The organism is Staphylococcus sp. 8AQ, from assembly GCF_902506595.1.
GTDB classification, from domain to species: Bacteria; Bacillota; Bacilli; order Staphylococcales; family Staphylococcaceae; genus Staphylococcus; species Staphylococcus pasteuri.
The window spans coordinates 2062924-2089847 of sequence record NZ_LR733871.1 but is presented as its reverse complement, the minus strand read 5'-3'; the positions used below and the strand labels follow the sequence as shown (position 1 = coordinate 2089847).

The 26924-nt window shown below is 30.6% G+C and carries 24 protein-coding genes, 1 tRNA gene and 3 pseudogenes; 18 read left to right on the top strand and 10 right to left on the bottom strand.

The window, feature by feature from the left end; genetic code table 11:
* Window positions 1-13: 13 nt before the first annotated feature.
* The 3 genes and pseudogenes from GVY01_RS12735 to GVY01_RS10285 all read left to right on the top strand — a co-directional run.
* Window positions 14-124 carry an SE2200 family small protein gene (locus GVY01_RS12735; protein ID WP_071561274.1) on the top strand — a complete coding sequence of 37 codons (111 nt, stop codon included), beginning with the start codon at window positions 14-16 and terminating at the stop codon, window positions 122-124.
* A gap of 612 nt (window positions 125-736) precedes the next feature.
* Window positions 737-1015, top strand: a pseudogene (locus GVY01_RS10290) (malate:quinone oxidoreductase); the annotation flags it as partial.
* Between the two features lie 205 nt (window positions 1016-1220).
* Window positions 1221-1725 (top strand): annotated as a pseudogene (locus GVY01_RS10285) (YfcC family protein); the annotation flags it as partial.
* Between the two features lies 1 nt (window position 1726).
* On the opposite strand, the pseudogene GVY01_RS10280 reads toward GVY01_RS10285, so the two are convergent.
* Together GVY01_RS10280 and GVY01_RS10275 are read right to left on the bottom strand one after the other, a co-directional pair.
* A pseudogene (locus GVY01_RS10280) lies at window positions 1727-2331 on the bottom strand (YfcC family protein); the annotation flags it as partial.
* Window positions 2332-2694: 363 nt separating this feature from the next.
* Complete coding sequence (locus GVY01_RS10275) at window positions 2695-4953, bottom strand: ATP-binding cassette domain-containing protein (protein WP_108017153.1); 2259 nt, start codon at window positions 4951-4953, stop codon at window positions 2695-2697.
* Between the two features lie 385 nt (window positions 4954-5338).
* Here GVY01_RS10275 and lip point away from each other — a divergent pair, with 385 nt between their 5' ends.
* Together lip and GVY01_RS10265 are read left to right on the top strand one after the other, a co-directional pair.
* Window positions 5339-7447 carry a YSIRK-targeted triacylglycerol lipase gene (gene lip, locus GVY01_RS10270; RefSeq protein WP_108017152.1) on the top strand — a complete coding sequence of 703 codons (2109 nt, stop codon included), beginning with the start codon at window positions 5339-5341 and terminating at the stop codon, window positions 7445-7447.
* 300 nt (window positions 7448-7747) lie between these two features.
* The gene (locus GVY01_RS10265; protein ID WP_017637277.1) at window positions 7748-8086 is read left to right on the top strand and encodes a hypothetical protein; all 339 of its coding nucleotides are present in this window, start codon (window positions 7748-7750) and stop codon (window positions 8084-8086) included.
* Window positions 8087-8196: 110 nt separating this feature from the next.
* Here GVY01_RS10265 and GVY01_RS10260 read toward each other — a convergent pair.
* Both GVY01_RS10260 and GVY01_RS12560 read right to left on the bottom strand, forming a co-directional pair.
* A tRNA-Ile gene (locus GVY01_RS10260) sits at window positions 8197-8286 on the bottom strand.
* 115 nt (window positions 8287-8401) lie between these two features.
* Window positions 8402-8545 carry a hypothetical protein gene (locus GVY01_RS12560; protein WP_017637276.1) on the bottom strand — a complete coding sequence of 48 codons (144 nt, stop codon included), beginning with the start codon at window positions 8543-8545 and terminating at the stop codon, window positions 8402-8404.
* A gap of 386 nt (window positions 8546-8931) precedes the next feature.
* Between GVY01_RS12560 and GVY01_RS10255 the strand changes: the two genes are divergently transcribed.
* The 12 genes from GVY01_RS10255 (at window position 8932) to GVY01_RS10200 (ending at window position 21497) form a co-directional block, all read left to right on the top strand.
* Complete coding sequence (locus tag GVY01_RS10255; RefSeq protein WP_017637275.1) at window positions 8932-10101, top strand: MFS transporter; 1170 nt, start codon at window positions 8932-8934, stop codon at window positions 10099-10101.
* A gap of 307 nt (window positions 10102-10408) precedes the next feature.
* Window positions 10409-11080 carry a Wzz/FepE/Etk N-terminal domain-containing protein gene (locus tag GVY01_RS10250; protein ID WP_017637274.1) on the top strand — a complete coding sequence of 224 codons (672 nt, stop codon included), beginning with the start codon at window positions 10409-10411 and terminating at the stop codon, window positions 11078-11080.
* A gap of 11 nt (window positions 11081-11091) precedes the next feature.
* Window positions 11092-11784, top strand: a complete 693-nt coding sequence (locus tag GVY01_RS10245) for a polysaccharide biosynthesis tyrosine autokinase (RefSeq protein WP_017637273.1) — start codon at window positions 11092-11094, stop codon at window positions 11782-11784.
* Complete coding sequence (locus tag GVY01_RS10240) at window positions 11781-12548, top strand: tyrosine-protein phosphatase (RefSeq protein WP_017637272.1); 768 nt, start codon at window positions 11781-11783, stop codon at window positions 12546-12548. The genes GVY01_RS10245 and GVY01_RS10240 overlap by 4 nt, the downstream gene beginning before the upstream one ends.
* Window positions 12549-12709: 161 nt before the next feature.
* Window positions 12710-13732 (top strand): SDR family NAD(P)-dependent oxidoreductase, encoded by a 1023-nt coding sequence (locus GVY01_RS10235; protein ID WP_159333749.1) that lies wholly within the window; start codon window positions 12710-12712, stop codon window positions 13730-13732.
* Window positions 13733-13757: 25 nt separating this feature from the next.
* Window positions 13758-14894 carry a polysaccharide biosynthesis C-terminal domain-containing protein gene (locus GVY01_RS10230; protein ID WP_017637270.1) on the top strand — a complete coding sequence of 379 codons (1137 nt, stop codon included), beginning with the start codon at window positions 13758-13760 and terminating at the stop codon, window positions 14892-14894.
* Window positions 14895-14896: 2 nt separating this feature from the next.
* Window positions 14897-16021, top strand: coding sequence for a non-hydrolyzing UDP-N-acetylglucosamine 2-epimerase (gene wecB, locus GVY01_RS10225; protein ID WP_017637269.1), 1125 nt, complete (start codon window positions 14897-14899; stop codon window positions 16019-16021).
* On the top strand, window positions 16022-17320 hold the full coding sequence (locus tag GVY01_RS10220) for an O-antigen ligase family protein (protein ID WP_017637268.1): 1299 nt from the start codon (window positions 16022-16024) through the stop codon (window positions 17318-17320). It begins immediately after the preceding gene.
* Window positions 17304-18623: a hypothetical protein gene (locus tag GVY01_RS10215; RefSeq protein WP_017637267.1), complete on the top strand. Its 1320-nt coding sequence runs from the start codon at window positions 17304-17306 to the stop codon at window positions 18621-18623. Before GVY01_RS10220 ends, GVY01_RS10215 begins: the two co-directional genes overlap by 17 nt.
* Before the next feature lie 48 nt (window positions 18624-18671).
* Complete coding sequence (locus GVY01_RS10210; RefSeq protein ID WP_159333748.1) at window positions 18672-19895, top strand: glycosyltransferase family 4 protein; 1224 nt, start codon at window positions 18672-18674, stop codon at window positions 19893-19895.
* Window positions 19896-19995: 100 nt separating this feature from the next.
* A complete protein-coding gene (locus tag GVY01_RS10205) occupies window positions 19996-21033 on the top strand; it encodes a glycosyltransferase (protein WP_017637265.1) in 1038 nt (345 codons plus the stop codon).
* Window positions 21034-21155: 122 nt separating this feature from the next.
* Window positions 21156-21497: a DUF4870 domain-containing protein gene (locus tag GVY01_RS10200; RefSeq protein WP_159333747.1), complete on the top strand. Its 342-nt coding sequence runs from the start codon at window positions 21156-21158 to the stop codon at window positions 21495-21497.
* Window positions 21498-21580: 83 nt separating this feature from the next.
* Here GVY01_RS10200 and GVY01_RS10195 read toward each other — a convergent pair whose 3' ends face one another.
* The 4 genes from GVY01_RS10195 to GVY01_RS10180 form a co-directional block, all read right to left on the bottom strand.
* Window positions 21581-21904, bottom strand: coding sequence for a cysteine protease inhibitor staphostatin B (locus GVY01_RS10195; protein ID WP_017637263.1), 324 nt, complete (start codon window positions 21902-21904; stop codon window positions 21581-21583).
* Between the two features lie 40 nt (window positions 21905-21944).
* The gene (locus tag GVY01_RS10190; RefSeq protein WP_017637262.1) at window positions 21945-23135 is read right to left on the bottom strand and encodes a C47 family peptidase; all 1191 of its coding nucleotides are present in this window, start codon (window positions 23133-23135) and stop codon (window positions 21945-21947) included.
* Window positions 23136-23189: 54 nt separating this feature from the next.
* Window positions 23190-24074 (bottom strand): trypsin-like serine peptidase, encoded by an 885-nt coding sequence (locus GVY01_RS10185; protein WP_017637261.1) that lies wholly within the window; start codon window positions 24072-24074, stop codon window positions 23190-23192.
* Between the two features lie 292 nt (window positions 24075-24366).
* Window positions 24367-24666, bottom strand: coding sequence for an LPXTG cell wall anchor domain-containing protein (locus tag GVY01_RS10180; RefSeq protein WP_017637260.1), 300 nt, complete (start codon window positions 24664-24666; stop codon window positions 24367-24369).
* Between the two features lie 215 nt (window positions 24667-24881).
* Between GVY01_RS10180 and GVY01_RS10175 the strand changes: the two genes are divergently transcribed.
* Window positions 24882-25358, top strand: a complete 477-nt coding sequence (locus GVY01_RS10175) for a peptide-methionine (S)-S-oxide reductase (RefSeq protein ID WP_017637259.1) — start codon at window positions 24882-24884, stop codon at window positions 25356-25358.
* Window positions 25359-25396: 38 nt separating this feature from the next.
* Here the strand turns inward: GVY01_RS10175 and GVY01_RS10170 are convergent, their stop codons facing one another.
* A complete protein-coding gene (locus tag GVY01_RS10170) occupies window positions 25397-25756 on the bottom strand; it encodes a hypothetical protein (protein ID WP_017637258.1) in 360 nt (119 codons plus the stop codon).
* A gap of 14 nt (window positions 25757-25770) precedes the next feature.
* Window positions 25771-26823 (bottom strand): LLM class flavin-dependent oxidoreductase, encoded by a 1053-nt coding sequence (locus GVY01_RS10165; protein WP_017637257.1) that lies wholly within the window; start codon window positions 26821-26823, stop codon window positions 25771-25773.
* Window positions 26824-26924 lie beyond the last annotated feature (101 nt).

Here is a 26924-nt window from a genome sequence, read left to right as displayed (position 1 = left end):
GTAAAATAAAGGAATGTTAAGCGTGAAAAAATTATTAATAGTAACAATTATTAGTACTATTGGTTTTTGTGCACTCAAACGTTACCAAAAACATGTAAATCAAGCACCAAATATAGAATATTAAGATTAAAACCTATATTCATTATATTTATAACAATTATTGTGTATATTATTTTTTAAAAATCAAATCAATTTTTTAGTGATATTAAAAAGAGGTCGCATATATGCGATCTCTTTTCTTTTTTAAATATATTTAAACTCTTAGTGTTATTAACAACAGTTTATTTTGTTACATTCAATTAATCAACACCCCATCCAATAGTTTTCATATTATCTATCCTTAGGTATATAATTTAATCCCTATACTCCCTTTTAAACACTTAATTAGGTATCAAAGTAAGCCTTTGTTATTTTAATGTTATAAAGTAGTTCTAAATTTAGACTTAAAACAATTTATATAAACTTTTAAAAGTGTTAATATTATTTTATAAAATTAACAGCCGATGCTATTAGTTTAGCATCGGCTCTAGTAATCAATATATCTATGTAAAAAACACATAACTCACGTAAAAAATTTTTATTACCTCACACCTGTTTAAAAGGGAATAATGATAAGAAAAGATAATAAACTTTATAAACTAACATTATAAAAACCCCCTCATTACTCGCAATAGTGAGGGGGTTGATGCATCAATTGTTCATCATTTTCGTTAGCTAAATTATAACATTGGTTAGTAAAGGATTTATTCAATTTGGTACAGAAGTTGTTAATTCTGAAGATCATTCAGTAATAGCGTTATTAGGAGAATCTCCAGGAGCATCAACTTCAGTATCTGTAGCCCTAGAAGTACTTGAGAAAAACTTCCCTGAATATGAAACTGAATGGATGCCTAAAATCCAAAAAATGATTCCATCTTATGGTAAATCACTCATTAATGATACTGCGTTAATGAGAAAAATACGTCAACAAATATCAAAAGATTTAGAATTAAATTACTACCAAAACAATAAGTAGACTACAATACAAAGGTAAAATAAAGGAATGTTAAGCGTGAAAAAATTATTATGTTTATTATATTTAAAAATATATCCTCTTATTTTTCTCTAAATTAATACATACCTTCGAAATTTTATTAATATTATGATATATTTATCTTACACTTAAATGTATTTTTATTCGCAAAAATACATTTATATACTTTTTGTAAAGGAGATATTTTATGAGAGTAGAACAAATAAATAAAAATAAGTATTCGTCTTCACCTAAGAAAAAGTTTAAGTTAAAAATGCCCGGTGCTTTTGCAATTTTATTCATTTTAACCATTCTAGCTGTATTAGCAACTTGGATGATTCCAGCAGGTTCGTATTCAAAATTATCTTATGAAGATCACTCACTAAAAGTCGAGAATCCTCATGGTAAAGTTGAAACGCATAAAGCAACACAACAGGAATTAGATAAAATGGGTGTCAAAATTGATATTAATCAGTTCACCTCTGGCGCGATCAATAAGCCTGTATCTATTCCAAATACTTATGAACGTTTAGATCAACATCCTGCTAAATTAACTGACATTACAAGTAGCATGGTTAACGGAACCATTGAAGCTGCTGATATTATGGTCTTTATACTTATACTAGGTGGTTTAATTGGTGTTGTTCAAGCGAGTGGTGCTTTTGAATCCGGACTTCTCGCGTTGACTCAAAAGACAAAAGGGAGAGAATTTCNAATATAGGGACAAGAATAGGGTAGAAGGCTACAGCTTCTTCTTCTATACCACATAGTGTTCCACCAAGTACCATTAATATAGAAACAAAGAAGATTAAAAGAAATTCTCTCCCTTTTGTCTTTTGAGTCAACGCGAGAAGTCCGGATTCAAAAGCACCACTCGCTTGAACAACACCAATTAAACCACCTAGTATAAGTATAAAGACCATAATATCAGCAGCTTCAATTGTTCCGTTAACCATGCTACTTGTAATGTCAGTTAATTTAGCAGGATGTTGATCTAAACGTTCATAAGTATTTGGAATAGAAACAGGCTTATTAATCGCACCTGAAGTGAACTGATTAATATCAATTTTGACACCCATTTTGTCTAATTCCTGTTGTGTTGCTTTATGTGTTTCAACTTTACCTTGAGGATTTTCGACCTTTAATGAGTGATCTTCATAAGATAATTTTGAATACGAACCTGCTGGAATCATCCAAGTTGCTAATACAGCTAAAATGGTTAAAATGAATAAAATTGCAAAGGCAGCAGGCATTTTCAACTTGAACTTTCTCTTAGGTGAAGATGTATGCTTTTCTTTTTTTATTTGTTCTGCTTTCATAAAATCTCCTCCTACCCAAATTCTATATTGATGAATTATTATAAATAAATATGCATTTAATTCCAAACAATTTAAGCATAACATGGATAGAGATAAACAGTGAGGAAAATTTAACATTTATGAGCAAATATTTATAAATTTAAAAATTTGTAAAAAATAGAGGATAAGACTTTAACTTAGTATAAAAGTAAGAGACTATAAGAAATTATGAATAAGAATATATTATTAATATGACTGACAAAGTCTTTTTTTAAAGATAAGTAAGTTTGAAGTTTGTATACTAATTACTTATTAAAAACAATAACAACCTAGTACAAGGGTGTATATATCACTATTGTACTGGTTGTGATATTGATATCCTAACTAGGATTGAATATATCTTTTCAAATGTTTGGCAGTTACGGATTGATCTATATCTAATAATCCTTTTGGCTCACCGCTATATAGTAATTGTCCGCCTTTATCGCCAGCATAAGGGCCAATATCTATAAACCAATCCGCTTGAGTCATCATTGTTAAATTATGTTCAATTAAAATAACGGTATTACCTTCTTCAATTAAATGGTTAAAGCATTCAATTAAAATGGGCAGGTCATCTTCATGAAGTCCAGTAGTGGGCTCATCAAAAATAAATATCGCATCATGTACAGTTTCTGTTAAATATTTACTTAATTTAACACGTTGAATTTCACCACCAGACAATGTATCAAGGGACTGTCCAAGTGTCATATAATACAATCCAGTATTGGCTAGGGCTTGTAAAGGTTGCACAATATGATTGTCATCTTTAAATTTCTCAATAGCTTCTTGAACTGTTAAAGATAAAATATCTGCAATAGAATAGCCATTTACTTTAGCTTCAAGCACTTCGGGACGATATCTTGTACCACCGCACATTTCACATGTTTGAGAAAAATCGGGCATAAATGCTAATTCAGTTTTAATAACTCCTTTACCATGACACTCTGGGCATGCACCTTCTGAATTATAACTAAACATACTTTTCTTTAAGCCAGTTTGCTTACTAAAGAATGCTCTTACATCATCAAAGATATTTAAATAAGTTAGTAGATTCGAACGGTTTGAAGCATGAGCAGGCTTTTGATCGATAAATATAGCTTGCTCATCTTTTTCAAATGCTGTTGTAATTAAAGAACTTTTACCAGAACCAGCTACGCCTGTAACAACAGTCATCGCATATTTAGGTAATTGAGTCGTAATATGTTGTAAATTATTTTTAGAAATATCCTTAATATCTAACATATCAGATGATACTCTTATATTTTCTTTTAGATTATGAGAGCGATGTAACGCTTGTCCAGTACTCGTACTAGATTTAAGTAAGTCTTGGTAACTACCTTCAAAAGTAATTTGTCCGCCATCTTTACCGGCTAATGGCCCAATATCGATAACATGGTCGGCAGTTTTAATGACATCAGGGTCATGTTCTACGACGAGTACTGTATTTCCTTTGTCTTTTAAAGATTGAATTAAATCATTAATTCGTTGAATATCTTCAGGATGCAGTCCAACACTTGGTTCATCAATAATATAAACTAAATCGCTCAATGGACTGTTGAGATGACGAATAAGTTTGATACGTTGCGATTCACCACCAGATAATGACGTGGTTTCACGAGATAAAGTTAGATAATTGAGACCTACATAACTAAGTGATTCAAGCTGTTTTTTTAACGGTTCGATAATTACTTGTGCTTTAGTAGAATGAATCTTATGTAAAAAGTCTAACGCATCATCAATTTGTAAATCAGTAAAATCAGCAATATTCATACCATTAATTTTACAACTTAGTACTTTATCATTGAGACGTTTACCATGACAATCTGGGCATGCATGTTTATGAACAACACGTTCTATATCTTTAGCAAATCTCTTTTTCTCAAAATTATCATTTAGTAAAAATGAGCGTCTGAACCTATGAATTAAACCTTCAAATTTTGCGGTTCTGGGCCAATTAGAAGGAGGATTTTTAAGTTTTGTTGGTTCAGTATATAAAAATGTATCTAATTCTTCCTTAGTATAATCTTTTAACTTTTTATCGTTATCAAACAATCCAGTATATAAATAACGTTTCCCTCTCCAACTATCAGGTCGGAAAGATGGAAAATTGATAGCATCTTCATTTAAAGACTTATCAAAATCAATTAATTCATTTAAATCAATATCCTCTACATAACCTAATCCTGAACAAGTTTCGCACATACCTTTTGTATTGTTAAAGGAAAAGACATCAGAATAACCTACAAATGGTTCTCCTATACGTGACCATAATAAACGTACTGATGCATAAATATCAGAAATCGTCCCAACTGTGGAACGAGAATTTCCTCCTAATCGTTTTTGATTAATAATCATTGAAACAGGTAAGTTTTGAATTTGATCAACATCAGGTTTTGAAAATTGACTCAATTGATGTTGTATATAACTTGAATAGGTCTCATTGAGTAAACGCTCAGATTCAGCTGCTAGTGTATTAAATACTAAAGAAGACTTACCGGAGCCAGACCTCCCTGTAAAAACTGTAAGTTGATGTTTAGGAATAGTAACATCAATATTCTTTAAATTATTTTGTTTGGCGCCAATGACTTTAATATCTGACATATGCCTTCACCTCTTAGTCGACTTTACCCTAAAATTGTTATCCAACTCGTTTAATGTTTGTATTTTAAGATTAACTATTAATATATAAAGTATATCTAGTTAAAAAATAAAAATTATATAAAATTGGAATTGATGATTGACTTTTTGTACAAAAATTCGTAACATTTTAATAAATAACCAGTTAAAGTAAGTGTTGGTTTTAATGTAAAAAGTATTTTTTATTTTAATACTTTTGAAAGCGCTTACTATTAAATGAGAAAGGATGGTCATTATGAAAGCTTGGTTTACTAAACTATTTGAATTTTTACCACGTGCAATCATTAATTTATTTATCTAGTAACATAGAATTGATTTGAAAATTAAAAATAAAATAGAGGTGCTGAATATGAAAAATAGAGAAAATAAATATAGTATTCGTAAATTTAGCGTAGGAACATCATCGATTTTAATTGCAGCCTTATTATTTATCGGTGGCGGTTCTGCACAAGCAGCTGAAAATCAAGATCAGGGAAATCTAGATTCTGAAGCTAAACAAGCACAATCTATTGGGGAACAACATGGGAATGATGTTAAAGATGAACAATTAAATCAATCTAGTGAATCAAAAAATAATAATGATAATGTTGAAGTACAGAATAATAATAAAAATGAAGAAGTAAAATCAAATTTACATAATGAATCATCTGTTGAGTTAAAAAATAATAATACAAATGAACAAAGTGTAGACAAAGAAGTCGACCCAGAATATAACAAAGCAGACAAAGAAAAAGAAGTAGATTCGGAATACAACAAAGCAGACAAAGAGAAGCAAGTGGATCCGGAATACAACAAAGCAGACAAAGAAAAAGAAGTAGATCCGGAATATAACAAAGCAGACAAAGAGAAGCAAATAGATCCGGAATACAACAAGGCGGACAAAGAGAAGCAAGTAGATCCGGAATACAACAAGGCGGACAAAGATAAAGAAGTAGATCCGGAATACAACAAAGCAGATAAAGAGAAGCAAGTGGATCCAGAATTCAGTAGAGTAGGTAAAACAACACAGCCACAAAATAAAGTAACTGCTCAACAAACTGCTTCGAAAGATAATAAAGGATTAAATCAAACAGATGCCTCTAAATCAACAAAACAAAAGAAACAAGCTATTTCTTTAGATGAATTAGAAAATGGTACTACTACACTATCAAAAGATAATCCAAGTAAAAAAGATAAAGAAGAAAAAGATGGTTTGAAAGCTTTAAAATCAAATTCAGTAGCAACCTTAAACAATAAATCTAAAAATAATGCCACTGTTGCTAATAAAGATCAAACAAACAAGAAGGCTAAACAAGATCAATATAAAAACCATGATCCAATTATTCTAGTACATGGATTCAATGGTTTTACAGATGATATTAACCCAGCAGTACTTTCACACTATTGGGGTGGCGATAAAATGAATATTCGCCAAGACTTAGAAGAAAATGGTTATAAATCATACGAAGCAAGTATCAGTGCTTTTGGTAGTAACTATGATAGAGCAGTAGAACTTTACTACTATATTAAAGGTGGTCGTGTAGACTACGGTGCTGCTCACGCTGCAAAATACGGTCATGACCGTTATGGTAAAACGTACGAAGGTGTTTATAAAGATTGGCAACCTGGTCAAAAAGTCCATTTAGTAGGACATAGTATGGGTGGTCAAACGATTCGACAACTTGAAGAACTATTAAGAAATGGTAATCAAGAAGAAATTGATTATCAGAAGAAACATGGTGGCACAATTTCACCATTGTATAAAGGTAATAATGATAATATGGTTTCTTCAATTACAACATTAGGAACACCTCACAATGGTACGCATGCATCTGATTTAATCGGAAATGAAGCGGTTGTAAGACAAGTGGTTTATGATATAGGTAAAGCATTTGGTAATAAAGATTCAAGAGTGGATTTCGGACTATCTCAATGGGGCTTAAAACAAAAACCTAACGAATCATACATTGACTATGTCAAACGTGTTAAAAATTCTAAACTATGGAAATCACAAGATAGCGGGTTATACGATTTAACTAGAGATGGTGCTACAGATTTAAACCGTAAAACATCATTAAATCCAAACATTGTCTATAAAACATATACAGGTGAAGCAACTCATAAAGGATTGTTTGGTAGACAAAAAGCAGATTTAAATATGTTCTTGCCGTTTACTTTAACTGGTAACGTAATTGGTAAAGCAACTGAAAAAGAATGGCGTGAAAATGATGGCCTTGTATCAGTTATTTCTTCACAACACCCATTTAATCAAAAATATACAAATGCTACAGATAAAAATCAAAAGGGCATTTGGCAAGTAACACCAACAAGACACGATTGGGACCACGTTGACTTTGTCGGACAAGATAGCTCTGATACAGTGAGAACTAGAGAAGAATTACAACAATTCTGGCATGGCTTAGCAGCTGATTTAGTAGAAAGTGAAAAACTAACATCAGAGGAAAAGGCACATGCTTAAATAAGTAATTATATAGAAAATAAAGAAAGGAGAATGCGATATGTCTGGAGACTTCTTCCAATTAATCGGTTCATTATTCAAAGTGTTAAAAGAATTATTTAAATAAAAAAGTTTAAAAATGCGCCTAACAAAATTTAATATATTTGTTAGGTGCTCTTTTATATTTAAAAATTAATAGTGACTATAGTAAAATATAAAAGTTAAATTTATGTAAAAATTATAAAAATAAATGATTTAAAATTAAAAAATTGTTATGATGAGTATATAGTTAATTATTCACTTTGGAAGGAGATTTTAACAATGAAAAAGATGACAATGTTAGCAGGATCTGTATTGGCTGGAACAATTGCTATGGCAGGAGTATCTAGTGTGGCGGATGCAAGCTCAGTTCAAAAGCAAGATACTAACAAAGTAGAACATACACAACAAACAAAACAAGGTGAACGCCCATATGGTGGTATTGCTCCTAAAGGTATGACTGAAAAACAATATCAAGAATTAGAAAGTAGATTACCTAAAGCGAGTGAAGTTTCAGTAAAAGAATATAATCAATTAATTAATAAAGAAACACAAAGAATTGCAGATAAATATGGTGTTACAATTTATACACCACAAAAAACATTCCATCCTCATAAATAAATTTAAATATACCAAATAAGGAGTATCGATTTATTCGATACTCCTCGTTAATTAATTAGGTAATAAAAAAAGCAAGTTCTTCAATGAAGAACTTGCTTTAATATAAGTAGCGGAGGGAGAAGGATTTGAACCAACGCGAGCTAAAAGCTCCTACCAATCATAAATGATTGGCCTCTTAAGCCAGACTTGAGTATCCCTCCAAATCAATAACAGAAACTAGTATATAATAATTTAAACGATTTGTAAAGACAAATGGTGAAAAAATTAAGTTTTTGTAAAAAATAAGTAAATTTCAAGGTATCAACTTCAATTTTTTTAAAATAAAGAACGAATAACACGGGCAATACCACTCATTATTTCGGGGATAAAGCTCAATACATCTGCCCAAAACGATTGCTTATACTTCTTATCTTCTTGATCAATTACTTTTTCGTCTTGATCTTTACGTTGGTTTCCCAATGTTATACCTCCTATACAATAATTCCTAATATATTTTCTTATATTATAACGTTTATACATATTACTGTATATTAAATGAATAATCCTGCTTATTTAGTATGTAGTAAAAATTACTTAGTGTCACATAATCGTCAATTTTAAAAAATATACATTATAATGCAAAGTAATTCAGAGAGAAGAATTATGATTTTTTAAAGATAATGCTTTAGAATGCTTAATTAAAAATTGTCTTAATTTTAATATAATGAAAATAAAATGAAAGCTTATGAGAACTCGCTTGGAGTATTTAAAAAAATATCAATTTCCCTCTTCACGTACCTCCAATTTTTTTGTAATATATCACGCATGTTGATTTTTTAACGAAACGATTAAAAGGGGAAGCAGTGATGAGAGAAAATAAAATGATGTTTTTCATATTTATGTTAGGTACATTTACTGTAGGAATGGCTGAGTATGTCGTAACAGGATTATTAACTCAAATATCCAATGATATGCATGTATCTATTTCAAGTGCAGGCTTATTAGTAAGTGTTTATGCCATTAGTGTTGCAGTAATAGGTCCTTTCATGCGAATTTCTACTATGAAAGTACATGCACATCGACTATTACCTCTTCTCGTAGCGATATTTGTTATTAGTAATGTAATAGGAATGTTAGCACCTAATTTTTATGTATTATTATTATCTAGAGTATTGTCTGCGGCAATGCATGCACCTTTCTTTGGTGTTTGTATGAGTGTAGCAGCAGCAGTTGCACCACCTGCTAAAAAACCACAAGCCATTGCCTTAGTGCAAGCTGGATTGACTATAGCAGTAATGATAGGCGTACCATTTGGATCATTTTTAGGTGGATTAGCAAATTGGAGAGTTGTTTTTGGCATTATGATTATGTTAGCTGTCATAACAATGCTAGGCATGATGAAATTCACGCCACATGTATCATTAAGTTCAGAAGTAAATATTTCTAAAGAATTAACAGTATTCAAAAACCCTCACATCTTAATCATTATAGCAATCATTGTCTTTGGTTACTCAGGTGTATTTACAACATATACATTTATGGAACCAATGATACATGAGTTTGCACCATTCAAAATCGTCGGCTTAACAATATGTTTATTTTTATTTGGTCTCGGTGGGGTAATAGGCAATTTAGTCACAGGAAGTGTACCAGAACATGCATTAACTAAATATTTATTCTATACTTTCTTATTACTATTTATCACAATCATTTTATTTGTAACATTCGTGCATTATGCGATATTAGCATTTTTAATCTGCTTCTTATTTGGTTTTGGTACATTTGGAACAACGCCATTGCTTAATAGTAAAATTATTTTAAGTGCTCAAGAAGCACCATTACTTGCGAGTACATTAGCTGCATCTATATTTAACGTTGCTAATTTTATTGGAGCTATATTAGGATCAATTTTACTATCTATAGGTTTACCTTATTTGACGATTACGTTTATTTCAGGAAGCATCATTATTTTAGGTATTTTACTCAATACAGTGAACCATTTTTATGAGAAAAAACATATACAATTTCATAATTAAGTGAGATCACCTACTCGAAGTTGTATCGAGTAGGTGTTTTATTTATATAAGATAGAACTGAGTATAAATTGATTCACATATTTTATGGCTTAGAGAAAATGATACGAATTATTCGAAAAAAAGAGACCTAATAATACATTTTTTGAATATATATCGCTCAAAAAACATGATATAATGAAATTCGATATATTTATTATAAAATTCATTTTATAATAGTGAGCGTTGGCACAATTTTATAAATAGAACAAATAGTCGAAATAGCGCTTCAACACAGCAATGATAGTACGTCTAATTGAGGAGGCCTATGATGGAAGGAAAGGTAGACTTAAGTCGCATTTTCAAAGTATTACGTAAAAATATTAAAAAACTTATCACCATCCCTGTTATCTTTATGATTTTAAGTGCAATTTTTACATCATTATTCGTAACCCCGAAATACGCGGCTTCGACACAGATCTTAGTTAATCAGAAACAAATTGAGAACAATGTCGTAAACCCAAATAATGTGCAAAATAGTTTGCAGTCAGTTAATACATATGCAGAAATAATTAAAAGTCCAAGGATACTTGAGAGAGTTTCAAAAGAACTAGACTATAAATACGATGTTAAGGAATTAAGTTCATTTGTAAAAGTGACGAATCAATCGAATTCTCAAATTATTAATGTTTCTATAGTGACAGAAAATGCCAAGGTATCGGCGAAGATAGCAAATAAAGTTGCAAAAGTTTTTGCTAAAGAAGTGCCCGATATTATGGATGTAGATAATGTATCTGTATTATCTAAAGCGAGCGATACTGAGAATAAAGTAGCACCGAATATAACTAATAATATGCTTCTTACTGGTCTTGCGGCTTTAGGTTTAACATTGCTTATCATTTATTTAAAACATATTTTAGATAGACGCATTAAAACTGAACAAGATGTTTTAGATGAATTGCAGTTACCAGTTTTAGGTGTCATACAAAAATTTAAAGTATAAGAGGAAGTACAATGTCAAATGTAAGAAGAAAATATCCCAAATTAATTGTTAATGAACAACCGAAATCTCCTATTAGTGAAAAATTTAGAGGTATTCGCTCAAATATTTTATTTGCAAGTGCGGATGATCCTATTAAGAGTGTTGTAGTTACGTCAGATGGACCAGGGTCTGGTAAATCAACCACATCTGCTAATCTTGCAATTTCATTTGCCCAAGCTGGTTATAAAACGATACTTATTGACGGTGATATGCGTAAACCGACACAGCACTATCTTTTTAAGTTGCCTAATAATGAAGGATTGTCTAGTTTATTACTTAAATGGTCAGATTATGAAAGTGCGATTCAATCTACTCACATTGAAGGATTGGATGTACTTACGTCAGGACCTATTCCACCAAATCCTTCAGAACTCATTACCTCAAGATCGTTTAAAAATATGTTTGATCATATTTCGGAAAAATATAATTTTGTCATTATTGATACGCCACCCGTAAATGTAGTCACAGATGCACAATTATTTTCTAACTATACGCAACATGCAGTATATGTCGTTAACGTTGAATCAAATAATAAAGAAGAAGTTAAGAAAGGTAAACAATTACTTGAAAAAAGTGGCTCAAAAATTATTGGTATCGTATTAAATAAAGCACCTCAAGAGAAGAACTCTAAATATTATGCTTACTACGGAGATGACAAATCATGATTGATATTCATAACCATATATTGGTTAATATGGATGATGGCCCACAATCAAAAGAAGCAATGATCCAATTGCTTAAACAAGCAAAACAAGAAGGAATTACTTGCATCATCGCTACGCCACATCATTTACATCCTAAATATCAAAATAGCTTTCAACAAACGTCACTTAAATTAGCGGAATTAAAACAATTACCTGAAATTAAATCATTAGGGATTGAGTTTTATCCAGGTCAGGAAATAAGAATAACTGATGAAATTATACAGGGTATTGAAGAGGGTAGTATTCAAGGATTAAATAGATCTCGATATTTATTAATTGAATTTCCTTTTGGAGAAGTTCCTCATTTTACCAAACGTTTATTTTTTGAATTACAAACCAGAGGTTACATACCTATCATAGCTCATCCTGAAAGGAATAAAATGATTGCTAAAAATCCATGTATCTTATACGAGTTAATTTGCAATGGTGCGTTGAGTCAATTGACAGCAGATTCGTTATTAGGTCAATTTGGTAAAAATATTCAAAGGTTATCTATACGTTTAATTGACTGTCATCTAGCTCACTTTATTGCTTCGGATGCACATTCTATAGAGCAACGTCCCTTCGCATTAAATGGATTGTTTAATGAGCGAAAGCTATCATCATATCGTAATGAAATAGAAGAAATGATTCAAAATGCTAAAGCAATTGTAAATAATGAAGTGATATATTCAGATAGACCATGTAAACCTGAAACAATAAAACGATTTTTAAAATGGTTTTAATAAAAGAAATGGTTGTGTATCACTTCTGAATAATAACATTCAAAATACTAAATGTTATTATTTCGTAGTCAAATGAATCTATGGATCTGTGAATGGATAATGATGGAAGTCATTTTAAGATTATTAGTCAGAATATTCTTATAAATAGGAGATTTTTTATTATGTTTAAAGATAAGGTGATACTAATCACGGGTGGTACTGGATCTTTTGGAAACGCTGTTCTTCAAAGGTTGCTTAACACCGGTATTAAAGAAATTAGAATATTTTCAAGAGATGAAAAGAAACAAGATGATTTAAGAAAACAATACAAAAGTGAAAAATTAAAATTCTATATTGGAGATGTACGTGATTTATCCAGTATTGATTTAGCTATGAGCGGCGTTGATTTTGTCTTTCATGCAGCATCATTAAAGCAAGTTCCTTCATGTGAATTCTTTCCATTAGAAGCGGTGAAGACAAACATTTTAGGTACTGCCAATATGTTACAAAGTGCTATACATCACAAAATAAAAAAGGTTATTTGTTTATCTACAGATAAGGCGGCATATCCGATTAATGCTATGGGCATGTCTAAAGCATTAATGGAGAAAACATTTGTCGCTCAATCGAGAAAGGTAGACCCGTTAGCAACTGTTATATGTGGAACAAGATATGGTAACGTCATGGCTTCACGTGGCTCCGTTATTCCTTTATTTATTGAAAAAATTAAAGCAGGAGAGCCGTTACCAATTACGAATCCCTTAATGACTCGATTTTTAATGAGCTTGGACGAAGCTGTTGAACTTGTTATTTATGCTTTTAAACATGCTGAAAATGGGGATATTATGGTTCAAAAATCACCTAGTTGTACAATTCAAGACTTAGCACAAGCTTTATTAGAATTGTTTGAGGCAAATAATGATATCCAAATTATAGGTACAAGGCATGGAGAAAAAGAGGCAGAAACTTTGTTAACTAAAGAAGAATATGCACGCTGCGAGGATTTAGGAGAATATTTCAGAATACCTGTAGACGCACGTAACCTAAATTATGATAAGTACTTTGATGAAGGACAACATCATGACAAAACGATTTATGAATATAATTCTAATAATACACAAAGACTAAATGTAGCAGAAATTAAAGAAAAATTATTAACTTTAGAGTATGTAAGAAATGAATTAAAAGTATATCAGACTCAATAACAACTGCAGGGAAGGAACATTAAGAATGAATATTGTAGTAACTGGTGCGAAAGGATTTATAGGACGGAACCTTTGTATTGAATTGAGAAATTATAAGCAATATCAAGTCTATGAAATATCTCGTGAAACTAACTCCAAATTAGTAGAACAATATCTATTAAATGCTGATATTATCGTTCATTTAGCTGCTTTGAATCGCTTTAATTCCACAAAAGATATAAGTGATACACAGAGACAAGATATATTTAATAAATGTAATGTGAATCAACTTTCAGACTGGTTACAAATCATTAGTAGAAATAAAAAGAGACCATCGATTATATTTACATCGTCAATACAAGCAGAATTAGATAATCATTATGGAAGAAGTAAATTACAAGCAGAATTGTTACTACAACAATTTAAACAAGACCATGGAAATGAAGTTATTATATACAGGTTGCCAAATTTATTTGGTAAGTGGTGTAAGCCTAATTATAACTCAGTGATTGCGACATTTTGTTATAACATTGCTCGAAATAAACCTATCAACATTACGGATAGAACAAAGGAACTTAAATTGAATTATATTGATGATGTTATTCGTGAATTAATAAGAGCGATTAATGGCCAACCAACGAAGCAAGCAGAATTTACAATTGTATCCAATGTACATCGTAAAACGTTAGGTCAAATTGAACGGTTAATACGTCGATTCAAAGATATGAGAGAAACATTATCACTACCTTATTTAGAAGATCCTTTTGAAAAGGCGTTATATAGTACATATTTAAGTTATTTACCTGATAATGCATTCGGCTATCCATTGCATATGCATAAAGATGACAGAGGTTCATTTACAGAAATATTTAAAACGTCAGATCGAGGACAAATTTCTGTTAATGTTTCTAAGCCAGGTATAGTTAAAGGAAATCATTGGCATCATACTAAAAATGAAAAATTTTTAGTCGTAGCTGGGAAAGGTATCATTCGCTTTCGATTACCTGATAGCAAACAAATTATTGAATATGTAGTGTCTTCGGATAAATTGGAAATCATAGATATACCTGTAGGTTATACACACAATATTGAAAATTTAGGTGAAGAAGATATGGTCACTTTGATGTGGGCTAACGAGATCTTCGATGCTGAACATCCAGATACATATTTCTTGGAGGTATAAATATGGAAAAGTTGAAATTAATGACGATTATAGGTACGAGACCTGAAATTATAAGATTATCAGCAACAATTAAAGCATGTGATACTTACTTTAATCACATATTAGTGCATACAGGACAAAACTACGACTATACCTTAAACCAAGTGTTTTTCGAAGATTTATCGTTAAGAGAACCAGATTATTATTTAGATTCAGTTGGTGATAATTTGGGTCAAACTATGGGAAATATTATAGAAAAGGCCTATGACGTATTAAAGAAAGAGAAACCAGATGCATTGCTAATACTTGGTGACACAAATAGTTGTTTATCAGCTATTGCTGCCAAACGATTGAAAATTCCTATTTTTCATATGGAAGCGGGCAATCGTTGTTTTGATCAAAATGTTCCAGAAGAAATTAACCGTAAAATAGTAGATCATATTAGTGATATTAATTTACCTTATACAGAACATAGTCGTCGTTATTTATTAGATGAAGGGATTAAACGAGAACATATTTTTGTTACAGGTTCACCAATGAAAGAAGTGTTACATGAGCAGTTGTCTAAAATAGAAGCGAGTGATGTGTTAGAACGACTCAATTTAAAAACACAACAATATATCGTTGTTTCTGCACATAGAGAAGAAAATATTAACCACAAAGACCACTTTCAATCATTAATGGATGCGATTAATCAAATCGCTGAACACTATCAATTGCCTATTATTTATTCTACACATCCTAGAACTTGGAAAATGATTGATGAACAACAAGTGAACTTCCATCCTTTAGTACGGCGTTTACGACCATTTGGTTTTATAGACTATAATGCCTTACAGAAAAATGCATATGTTGTGTTATCAGATAGTGGTACCTTATCTGAAGAATCTGCAATACTTAAATTTCCAGCAGTATTACTAAGAAATTCTACAGAGCGACCGGAAGTAGTAGATAAAGGAACGATTGTATTAGGTGGCATCCATTTTGACAATATCATACAGTCGGTTGCCCTCGTTAAAAAGATGCAAGATAATGCATCTCCAATCATTGAGGCAAATGACTATAAAGATATACATGTTTCTCAAAAGGTAGTAAAAATTATACAAAGTTATAAAGATATCATTAATGATACGGTGTGGAGAAAGTAAATGCAAAAAAGTATTAAAATCAATATTTCGTTTTGGATTGAGTGTTTATTAACGATTATTTTATTTATCTTAAGCATACAGAATCAAACTTTATTATTGATTACAATGTGCTGTTCTTTGCTGCTCATTAAACAAGGTGAGATAGGTGTCGTTAAACTTATATTTCTTTATATGATGCGTTATTTTATTTCGCCTGGTATTGATTTTGAAGGTAGTCAATTATTCATTAATATAATGAAATATGTCTTGATTTTCATTTGTGGTAGCTATTTCTTATATCAATCTTCAAGACAATGGGCGACAAATAAAGTAATGTCATTATTTGTGTTTGGTTCGTGCTTATTAATGACAATATATGCAATTACGAGTTTGTTGACATCAGCCTTTCCATTGGTTGCAATTCTTAAATTAATCAATTATTTTTTACCGTTAATGATCATTGTATTATTAATTTCACAAATCAAAGACTTTAAAAAATTGATATTTTGGTTAGCCGTATATATCGAGTTGTTGATTATAAGTTCGTCATTTTATATTAATCAACCAATAGGGAAATTGCTTAATGGTTATTCGTTTCAAGGTATACTTAATCATCCAAATTTATTTGCAATCATTATGCTAATGGGTTTGACACTTATACTTGTATCAATCAATTATCAAAGACAATTTATTATATGCCAACTTATTATAGTAGCAATTGGCACTTATGAACTAGTGAAAACTAATTCACGTACAGGTGTATTATCATTTGTTGTTTGTGTCTGCTTGTATTTCTTATTGATGAATATGCATAAGCGTTATAAATGGTTGATTTTCGGTAGTGTAGTTATGACTGTAGTAATCATTTTTATGAATCCTTTTATTCAGGAACGCATTAAAGCCTTTTTAGTTAAAGGACAGCGAAGTGACCAAGCATTATATTCTCGATATATACAAATTGAATATTTAATGGATGCACTAGATAAATACCCCTTATTTGGTGGAGGATTTGGTATACCAGTGAATAATACAAGTTTGGATTTACTTAACTTTACCTTTGAAGCGGGGAATATTTTCTTTGCATTAATTATATTTACAGGTATTTTCGGATTAATTTGTTATTTGATTTATCTCGTGTTTATGTTGTTCATTGTACAGCATCCATTTCGTTTAACTATCGTACTATTTATATCGACGTTACTCGTTAATATGGGAGAAATGATTATGTTTAGTTCAACGAATGCTGGCATTTTTTGTTATATATTATGGGGCATTTATTTAAAAGAAGGAATGGAATTACAACATGAATCAAAGCTATAAAAATAATGTTCTTTTAATTGGATTATTTACAGGATTATCACTATGTGCAAATTTCTTGTTCTATCGAGTGACAAATCAATACTTAAACAATGATGAATTGTATGGCATCTGGTTAATTATATTATCTACAATGACATGGTTTTATATTATGGATTTTGGTATTTCTAATTCTTTAAGGAATCTATTAACAATTGCTATTCAAAAGAAAGATCGACATGGTATAAACGAAGTCATCAACACGACATACGTAGCGATGATTGTTCCCTTAATTATATTACTTTATGCAGGGTTAATCGTTAATCAATGGGTGGATTGGGCAACATTATTTCATATAAAAAATTCAAAATCAGACGTAAATCAAATGTTTTTAATCACATTCTTTATGTTTCCATTTGTATTTTATTTAAATACCATAACTTATATTTATCATGCTCATTTTCAATCTTATATTGTTAATTTGATGCAATTTTTAAATTTATTCATTAGTACTTTATTAATATTAGCGATGAACATGATTGGTTTGCACAGCGTTGTATCGTTATGCGTGATTTATTTTTCAATAAATGTAAGTGTATCTTTGATTTTTACAGTATTTTATTTTAGGAAATATAGAAAGATAGTCAAATTAGACATGAGTGGATTTAGGAAGGATTTAATTAAACCGTTATTGTCACTTGGTGGAGGTTTCTTTTTATTAGACGTAGCTTCATTAACTTTATTAAATTCAGGGCCACTACTTATTGGCTATTTTTTCAGTCCTTTTTATTCCGTGGAATTCCAATTAACGTATAAACTATTTTCAATATTTTTAACTATGGCAACGGTTATTTTATCCCCACTTTGGACGTTAATGATAGCTAAATTAACAGCGCAACAGTTTCAAGATATTAAACGTATACATAAAAAATTAATGATCATTATATGCATGATTTTGATAAGTATGTTTTTCATGACATGGATGGTGAATTTAGTCATAAATATTTGGATAGGTAAATCATATCAAATCGAATGGATATTTATTTTTTTAACCGCAACTATAGTGATGTTATCTATTATTGCCTTTACTTATCAAACGTTATTAAATGCAATGAACATTGTTTATTCACAAGCAATCATTTATTTATGCGGTGTAATTGTGAGCTTGGGATTAATGTTTATTTTACTCAAAGTGTTTAATTTAGGTCCTTATTATTTCTTATTAGCGATTAATAGCGGTATATGTATACCAGCTATAGTATTGCCTTTGATTTTTAGAAAAAATTTACATAAATTATCAATTCAATATACTCAATCGAAACTATAGTGTTATAGCCTTTCGATGATAAATTTATAAAAACAACTTGGTGATGACATGAAAGCAATATTTTTAACGGTAGTCAATATTTCAACGATTAAAGACATTGGGTTATATCCTGATTTAATTAATGAATTAAAACAATATTATGAAGACGTTGTTGTGCTCTGTCCTTTGGAGAGACGACACGTAGAAAAGACGCATGTAATTAAAGAAGATAATGTATCGATATTAAGAGTGAAATTACCCACAAATATTAATCAAACAAATGCAATTGAACGAGGCATTAGTATGCTAATCATTAGTCGATTATTTAAACGTGCTATTGGTAAATATTTTCCTAACGATACGTTTCAGTTGATTCTATACCCAACCCCACCTGTCACAATTGGGCCACTAGTTCGAGATTTGAAGCAACAATTTAATGCAATAACGGCTTTATTGTTAAAGGATATATTTCCACAAAATGCTGTTGATTTAAATATGTTAAAAGAAGATAGCTTTATGTATCGATATTTTAAAAAGCAAGAAACATTACTATACAAAGTTTCAGACTATATTGGTGTAATGTCAGAAGCTAATGAGAAATTTATTACAAATCATCATCCTAATATTGTGAAAAATAAAATACACATTTTTAGAAATGGATTATACGATATTTCACAAAAATTTAGTCATAAAAAGGCAAAAATCTTTCGTCAATATGGTTTAGATGCAGAAAAAGTTACATTTATCTATGGTGGGAATATTGGTGTACCACAATCACCAGACAAGATTAAAGCTGTTGTTAAAGCTGTTGCACAAGGATTTAACCAAATACCCAATGCTCAAATGGTGATTGTAGGTAATGGCACTGAATTTGAAGATGTTGTTCAAGCTACTAAACATATTGACAATGTAATTACTATACAGAGATTATCTCAACATGCCTATCATCAACTGTTAAAAGAAAGTGATGTAGGATTTATATTTTTAGACGAACGTTTTACTATACCTAATTACCCTCAACGACTAACAAGTTATTTTATGTTTGGTAAACCAGTGATTGCTATGACTGATAGTAATACAGATGCTGGCAGTGAAATTGTCAAACAGCAATGCGGATATTGGGTTAATAATGGTGATTATCGCCAATGTTTGACATATGTAAGTCAATTAACTGATAACCAAACATTGAGAGCAGAAATGGGTACGAATGCCCGCCGATTTTATGAAAGTGAATTTAAGATTGAACAAAATGTAGAAGCGATGATGAAACAGATCAAACAATTAAAGAAATGAATGTAGGGGTTAGCTATAAATATACTGAAATCAATTCTAATGGTGAATATTTCGAAAGATTAAATGTTAGCCTCTAATGATAGATTAGGAAGATGGAAAGATGAAGATTTTAGTATTAGATTATGCAAGTGAATATGGAGGAGCAAAAACCATATCGGATTATTTTAATAAGGAAGTATTAAAAGATAAACATAATGAATGGCTATTTATTACAAGTAAAAGACGAGTCTATGAATCTAAACACGTTAAAGGCATGACGTTTCCATTTATTAAATATTCAATTTTGCACAGAATCTATTTTGAATTTGTTACATTAAAGCGCATGATAAAAAAATTACAACCAGATTGTATTGTGTCATTACTAAATTATGGTGTCTCGGGATTTAGTGGAAAGCAGATTTTATATGTTCATCAAGCACTTGCATTCATAAACGAATCGTACAAACAATCAGATAGTATGCTTAAGCGATTGAAAATGAATATATTAAAGAAAAAGATTAGAAAAAGCGTGAGTGATGCAGATTGTATTATTGTTCAGACTAATGAAATGAAAAAGTTAGTAGAACCATATAACGACCAAGTTCAAGTTTGTCAGCCAAAACTATTTACTTCGTACCCTGAAGTACATGATGAAGCCATCCATTTATTTTATCCGACTAATACTGAAAACTATAAACGTTTTGATTTAGTAGTAAAAGTGGGACAAGCAATTAAGAAATTTCAAATTCCTTCTTATATACAAATCACATTAAACGGAGATGAAACACGTTCAATAAAACGAATGTTTAAGCAATGTCGTAAAGAAAAACTACCAGTAAGATTTATTGGTTCAATTGATTGTTTGAAAATGCAGACTTATTACCGTAGTAATCATTTGTTGTTTACCTCTGAAGTAGAAAGTACTGGGTTGCCGCTTATAGAAGGTATGCATTACGGTGCTAAAATACTAGCGTTAAAACAAGCTGTCACCGAAGAATTATTAGAACATTATCCTCATCAATTTTTATTTAATGATGCAAATTTAGAACAACAAGTTTTAAATTTTTATAATTATCCAATTATCAGTACTAAAGGTATGAATATACAGGCTAAAAGTATTTTAGATATATTAGGTCAACAGGGTTATATTATTAGATAGTTAATTAAATGGGATATATAGATGATAATGTGTAAATCAACGCTACTAGAGGTATAAATAAATAACCTAGGAAATAATTGAGTATATACAAAGAAATGAAATGAAAAAAGAGGTGGCAACAGATGGAAGATAACAATAGAGAATTGGATAATAGAACCAATAATGTACTGGGATCGTTAAGCTATTTAAGTATCTTTTTTGCACCCGTACTGTTCCCACTTATTGTTTGGATTGTGGGTGAAAAACCTGCATCTACACATTCTAGAAATGCATTATTCAATCATATTTTATCGTGGTTATTTATCGTCGTGTCTTTAATTTGTTTTGCAATGGCACCAGTATTTTACGATAGTAACACTATACTAATGGTACTATTATTTATTTTAGCTACTATATTAATCATTGGTTCAGGCATACTATTTATCATTAATATAGTAAGAGGAGTTCAACTACTTATTAATTAAACATATTAAAGCGCCGTTCAAAGGAGATACTTTAATGTATCTTTCTTTGAACGGCGTTATTCATATTGTGATTTTAATGTAATTTATTTTTCATATCTTATTGGTCTTGAAGTGCCGTAAGAATGATGAATCGATGTTTGTATTAAAATATGTTGTGAGTCTTCATAGTCTAATGTATATATTATTTGCTGATTATCTTCAGGTAATATTTTGATACGCTGATGGTTAGAATCAATTTGAATTATTTGATATTGATTAAGAAGAGTATGTCTTTCATATCGAATACTAATTGATTTTTTAAGTGATTGGTTTTTCCAATTACCTAAAAATTGTTGAATCAAATTAAGCTGTTCCTTTGTGAGTGTTGATGGATTGAAATCTAAATTAATAAATTGAAGTTGATACATACTTTCACCTACCTCTAATCAATATCAATGACTATGTTAATTAATAACCTATCATTGTGTCATCCCATGTATAGTCTCTATTGAATGACAGATGTAATAAGTTAGAATCTGCATCTTGAATAGATAGTTCAGTATCCCAAGGATTCCAATAGATAATTTTATCTTCATTATTAATTTGAGCATTACCAACCACGGCTAGAGCGTGACCAAGATGAGGATCATTTGGATTGTTTTCAACACTATGTGCTAAAATCATAGCACCTTTATTATCTTTAGTTAATTGATCAACTTGGTTATAAGAAGGCATGCCACTTTGATGTTGGATATCTCTACCTTGTGAGTTACCGTATCTTATCATTTGATTTGGGTTAGTAGAATATTGTGGCAATTCTGCTTCGCTAACATTAGGATATAAAGTTCTCATAATGTCATATGCATTGTATTTATCTGTATTTTTTGTAGCGTTAAGTAGGGCAGCCATACTGAATCCTGCACACCAAGAATTATCAAATTGTTGTTCTCTAATTTTGAAATGATCTAGGGTGTTTTCATATTGAACTTGATTATTACTTTCATTTTCTGCATATTGAGTTTCTTTAATTTTAGTCGGTTCAGATGTATTGTTTAATTGTTTTTTGAGTGTTGAAGAAACAGTTTTACTGCTTTCTTTTTCCTTAGTGTTAGTAGGTAGTGGTGTAGATTTAACTAATTTGACTTTGCCATCTTCTTCAAAGTAAAATCCTTTTTCATCAGTAAGGATAGTGATTTTTGAATTTTTATCTTTAATTTTATCTAAATCATCAGCAATAAAATTAGATATTTTCACGCTATAATTAGCGTCTTCTTTAGATTTTTTTAAGTCGGAATTTGTTTTTGGACTTATTGTTAGTGTGTATACAATTTTGCCATCTTTCAAAATAGGATAATAATAACTATTATCTTCTTCGCCATTAAATTTATAAATATTAAAAGGTTCGCCTAATTGATATTTCCCACTTTGCTTATTGTGTTGTTTATCAAGTGCTTGTGCATAGCCAACATACTGTTGTTGTGCTAATTGTTCTACTTTTTGAGGTACTTTGTTACTCTTTACATTAATTTCAAGTTGATCTGAATCTTGATTAGCTTGAGCTGTTTTAATATTAGTTATAGCGCTTAGTGATAACAGTAAAGCAACAATGATAGAAAAAGTAAGTAACTTAAATAATTTATATTTAGATGTAGTTTGCATTAATAAACCTCCATTGGATGGATATTGTATAGCTATATTTAAAATATTTTAAAATTAAGCGGCGTCATCATTGCCATCGTCATTATTTGCAAAGTTAATATCTTGAATGTTTTGTTCTAAGAAATCTAAAACATCATCATTGAAGTAAACCGCACCATTATAAGCATTAGAAACGCCACCCCAATGAATACCGATAAGTTCATTTCTTGAGTTAAATACTGGAGAACCGGAATTACCACCAGTAGTACTTAAATCATATTGCATATTTTCGCCTTGAAGTTTAGTGATTTTACCTTTACTTTCCCACATAGTAGCAAGTGGTTTGTCACCAGGATATCCAGTTACAGTAATAGGTTGGTTAGTTTCTGAATCTACATTACCGTCTATTGTTGCTGGTTGAATAACATCTCCAATATTTTCACCGTTTTGATTAGGAGAGAACTTTACGATGGCTAAATCAGCATTACCAGGATATTTAGTGATAGTTTCAGCAGTAAAGCTACCATTAGGGAAGTCATTTTCATTGATAGCGGAAGGGGCTGCAGTTAGATTTTGTGGATTACCATTAGTAGCATCGACGACATGTTTATTTGTTAAAAGTTTATCTTTACCAACTACGATACCTGATGCAATTGCAGTACCACCATTAGTTTTGACTTGAATGAAAGTTACTGGTGCATAGTGTCCTAAAGTCGTATCTGTAATTTGGTGTCTATTATTGTTAGGTAATATAACATTTGCTCTTTCTTTTTTCTCGATAGGTTTAATATTGTCTTTGTTCTGAATGTTAGATTTCTTTTGGTGTTGGCTCTGTTTAACTTGTTGATTATTATCTTGATGTTGTGTGGATGTAGTGTCGGCTTGTGCTGAGTTGAGAAGAGTAGCGGACGTTAAAGTGGCAATTAACAAAGAACTAGCTGTGAAAAATTTTGCTTTCATATAAAAACCTCCAAAAAATTTATTTACGATTCAAATATAACATCAGATATTTTTAAGTCAATATAAATATATAAATTTTTTAAAAATATTTATGACATTTAAGTTTTGAAACGAATTCTTTTTATTTTATTTAATTAAATGGAATTTAATATTATTTAATTGTCGTTAATTCGATTTAACCATAGAAAAAAGTATCGATAAAAACTATAAGAAGTTGGTATTTATCGATACTTATATGAAAAAAAGATTAATTTATGAAAGTTTAAGAAAGGAGAAATTAATATAAAATATATTACTTTTTAGATGAAGTTCGTTTTATAAAGATAAAAGTAATACCTAATATTAAAAGAACTACCAAACCTAGGATGGGTGTATGCTTTCTGTTTTGACCAGTTTCTGGCAATAATTTCATATGTTGCTCGTGTCTTTCTTTTGTTGTCTTAAGTGTATATGTATTATCTTTCTGATGTGAAATGTGGTTTTTATGTGGATTTTCGTTTATAGAAGCTAAAACATTTTGGTTGAAATTAAGTAATAAAGCTATAGCAATGACAATAGCTCTGATAAAATATTTGATAGATTGATGGAACAAATAGATCTCCCCTTTAGTAAATGGTAAATGACTAAAGCTGTTTAATATCTAAATTAAAGATATCATTTAAACTTTTAAAAGACCTATGTATGAGGTGTCAATTGAATAACAGTTTTGTCACTTTGCATTAGTTGTTTATAAATATTTTGTTATAGAGAGAAGTAATAAGTACTTTTAATTTATTTTTGTATAATTCAACTAAAGAGGTGAATAGTATGGAAACAGTATATGTGGCTGGTGGATGTCTATGGGGAGTGCAAGCATTTTTTAAAACAATACCAGGCATTATTTCAACAGAAGCTGGAAGAGCCAATGGAAAGACTCAAACATTAGATGGGAATTATGATGGATATGCAGAATGCGTAAAATTAACTTATGATCCTGAAGTGTTAACAATATATAAAATTATGGAGTATTTATTTGAAGTCATTGATCCATATAGTGTAAATAAACAAGGGCATGATGTAGGTAAAAAATATAGAACAGGTTTTTATAGTAAGGATGATCAACATTTGCAAGAAGCGAAAGACTTTATTAATCAAAGAGAAGATTGTTTTAAAATAAAGGTGGAAGTCTTACCTCTGTCTAATTATGTAAAAAGTGCGTCAGAACATCAAGATAGATTAGAACATTATCCTGAAGATCATCATATGTGTCATATTCCATTACATTTGTTAAATAAATATAAATAAAATAGACCACAAGGATGTGGTCTATTTTATGGTCAAAATTATTTGCGTTTACCATCAAATGTATCTAGTAAACTTAATGTTGCTAATCCTAGTAAGTCTAATGCGTGTTGTGCACCTTTTTTACCATGGCCAGCTTCAAAGTGTTTATAAGTTGCTACACCTAATACTGAAATAGTAGCTAATGAACCTAAACGAGAAGCTGTTTTACTTAAGAAACTAACTGCGAACAAACCTGCAGCTGCAGCTTCAACACCACCAGCTAATTTAACAGATTGTTCTGGTAATCCGAATACATTTGTGAATGTATCAATCATACCTTGATCACCTTGTAATTTTGGTTTTGATGCATCGTATAATTCTTTAGCAAGTTTTAAATTTGTAGCATAACGTAATATCATAATAATATTTCCTCCTATTTATCTTTAAAATATTTATCTACTATAGGTTTAACCTTTTCCCCAAAAAGACGAATTGAATGCATTGTTTTTTCATGAGGCATTGATCCTACTGGTGTATGAATCATAAAACGATTAAGACCTAGAGTTTCTATAGTTTCAATTATCTTTTGTGCGACAGTCTCTGGACTTCCTAAGTATATCGCACCATTGCTTCCAATTTCTCTTTCAAAGGCTTGTTCATCAAAAGTTGGCCAACCGCGTTCTCTACCAAGTATATCTTGATGTGCTTTTAATGACGGGAAGAACTCACGTTTAGCTTGTTCATCTGTATCAGCAATATAGCCCCAAGAATGGACTGAAATCGGCAGTTCAGAAGGATTGTGACCATATGATTCAGCAACAGATTTATAAATCTCAATGTTGCGAGTAAAACGTTTAGGATTACCACCAATAATAGCATAAGTAATTGGTAAACCTAATGCACCAGCTCTTAAAGAAGATTCAGGCGTTCCTCCTGTAGCAATTGAAATAGGTAATTGTCCATGTTCTATTCTTGGATATATACCTGTCTTATCAATGCTAGGTCGTAATTTACCTTCCCAATCTATCATTTCATGATTGTTGATTTTTAGCAACATTTGAAGCTTTTCATTAAATAAATCCTCATAGTCATTTAAATTGTAACCAAATAAAGGAAATGACTCGATAAATGAACCTCTACCAATCATTACTTCAGCTCTACCATTAGATACGGCGTCTAATGTTGAAAAACGTTCGTATACTCTGACTGGATCATCAGACGATAATACGGTAACGGCAGAAGAAAGTTTAATGTGAGATGTTTTTGCAGCAGCTGCAGCTAATACTGTAACAGGATCGGATACTGCATAATCCTTTCTATGATGTTCTCCAAGACCATACACATCTAATCCTAATTGATCAGCAAGCTGAATCTCTTCAACGATATTTCTAATTCTTTCCGCGTTTGAGATAGGTAATTCTGAACCTTCTGGCATGTGAATAACAGTGTTATCAGCAAAAGATGTTAAACCTAATTCTACTTTCATATGGGTCACCTCCATTTAATATATTTTTTATACTGGATATATTATATATCTTGGGGTAATGAAAGTCAATACGAATTGCTTGTAGGTTATAAAAGGGATAG

Excerpts from the sequence above, each read along its gene's own strand:
- GVY01_RS12735 (WP_071561274.1), top strand. The coding sequence starts at position 14 with ATGTTAAGCGTGAAAAAATTATTAATAGTAACAATTATTAGTACTATT.
- GVY01_RS10275 (WP_108017153.1), bottom strand. The coding sequence starts at position 4,953 with ATGTCAGATATTAAAGTCATTGGCGCCAAACAAAATAATTTAAAGAAT.
- lip (WP_108017152.1), top strand. The coding sequence starts at position 5,339 with ATGAAAAATAGAGAAAATAAATATAGTATTCGTAAATTTAGCGTAGGA.
- GVY01_RS10265 (WP_017637277.1), top strand. The coding sequence starts at position 7,748 with ATGAAAAAGATGACAATGTTAGCAGGATCTGTATTGGCTGGAACAATT.
- GVY01_RS10255 (WP_017637275.1), top strand. The coding sequence starts at position 8,932 with ATGAGAGAAAATAAAATGATGTTTTTCATATTTATGTTAGGTACATTT.
- GVY01_RS10250 (WP_017637274.1), top strand. The coding sequence starts at position 10,409 with ATGGAAGGAAAGGTAGACTTAAGTCGCATTTTCAAAGTATTACGTAAA.
- GVY01_RS10245 (WP_017637273.1), top strand. The coding sequence starts at position 11,092 with ATGTCAAATGTAAGAAGAAAATATCCCAAATTAATTGTTAATGAACAA.
- GVY01_RS10240 (WP_017637272.1), top strand. The coding sequence starts at position 11,781 with ATGATTGATATTCATAACCATATATTGGTTAATATGGATGATGGCCCA.
- GVY01_RS10235 (WP_159333749.1), top strand. The coding sequence starts at position 12,710 with ATGTTTAAAGATAAGGTGATACTAATCACGGGTGGTACTGGATCTTTT.
- GVY01_RS10230 (WP_017637270.1), top strand. The coding sequence starts at position 13,758 with ATGAATATTGTAGTAACTGGTGCGAAAGGATTTATAGGACGGAACCTT.
- wecB (WP_017637269.1), top strand. The coding sequence starts at position 14,897 with ATGGAAAAGTTGAAATTAATGACGATTATAGGTACGAGACCTGAAATT.
- GVY01_RS10220 (WP_017637268.1), top strand. The coding sequence starts at position 16,022 with ATGCAAAAAAGTATTAAAATCAATATTTCGTTTTGGATTGAGTGTTTA.
- GVY01_RS10215 (WP_017637267.1), top strand. The coding sequence starts at position 17,304 with ATGAATCAAAGCTATAAAAATAATGTTCTTTTAATTGGATTATTTACA.
- GVY01_RS10210 (WP_159333748.1), top strand. The coding sequence starts at position 18,672 with ATGAAAGCAATATTTTTAACGGTAGTCAATATTTCAACGATTAAAGAC.
- GVY01_RS10205 (WP_017637265.1), top strand. The coding sequence starts at position 19,996 with ATGAAGATTTTAGTATTAGATTATGCAAGTGAATATGGAGGAGCAAAA.
- GVY01_RS10200 (WP_159333747.1), top strand. The coding sequence starts at position 21,156 with ATGGAAGATAACAATAGAGAATTGGATAATAGAACCAATAATGTACTG.
- GVY01_RS10195 (WP_017637263.1), bottom strand. The coding sequence starts at position 21,904 with ATGTATCAACTTCAATTTATTAATTTAGATTTCAATCCATCAACACTC.
- GVY01_RS10190 (WP_017637262.1), bottom strand. The coding sequence starts at position 23,135 with ATGCAAACTACATCTAAATATAAATTATTTAAGTTACTTACTTTTTCT.
- GVY01_RS10185 (WP_017637261.1), bottom strand. The coding sequence starts at position 24,074 with ATGAAAGCAAAATTTTTCACAGCTAGTTCTTTGTTAATTGCCACTTTA.
- GVY01_RS10175 (WP_017637259.1), top strand. The coding sequence starts at position 24,882 with ATGGAAACAGTATATGTGGCTGGTGGATGTCTATGGGGAGTGCAAGCA.
- GVY01_RS10170 (WP_017637258.1), bottom strand. The coding sequence starts at position 25,756 with ATGATATTACGTTATGCTACAAATTTAAAACTTGCTAAAGAATTATAC.
- GVY01_RS10165 (WP_017637257.1), bottom strand. The coding sequence starts at position 26,823 with ATGAAAGTAGAATTAGGTTTAACATCTTTTGCTGATAACACTGTTATT.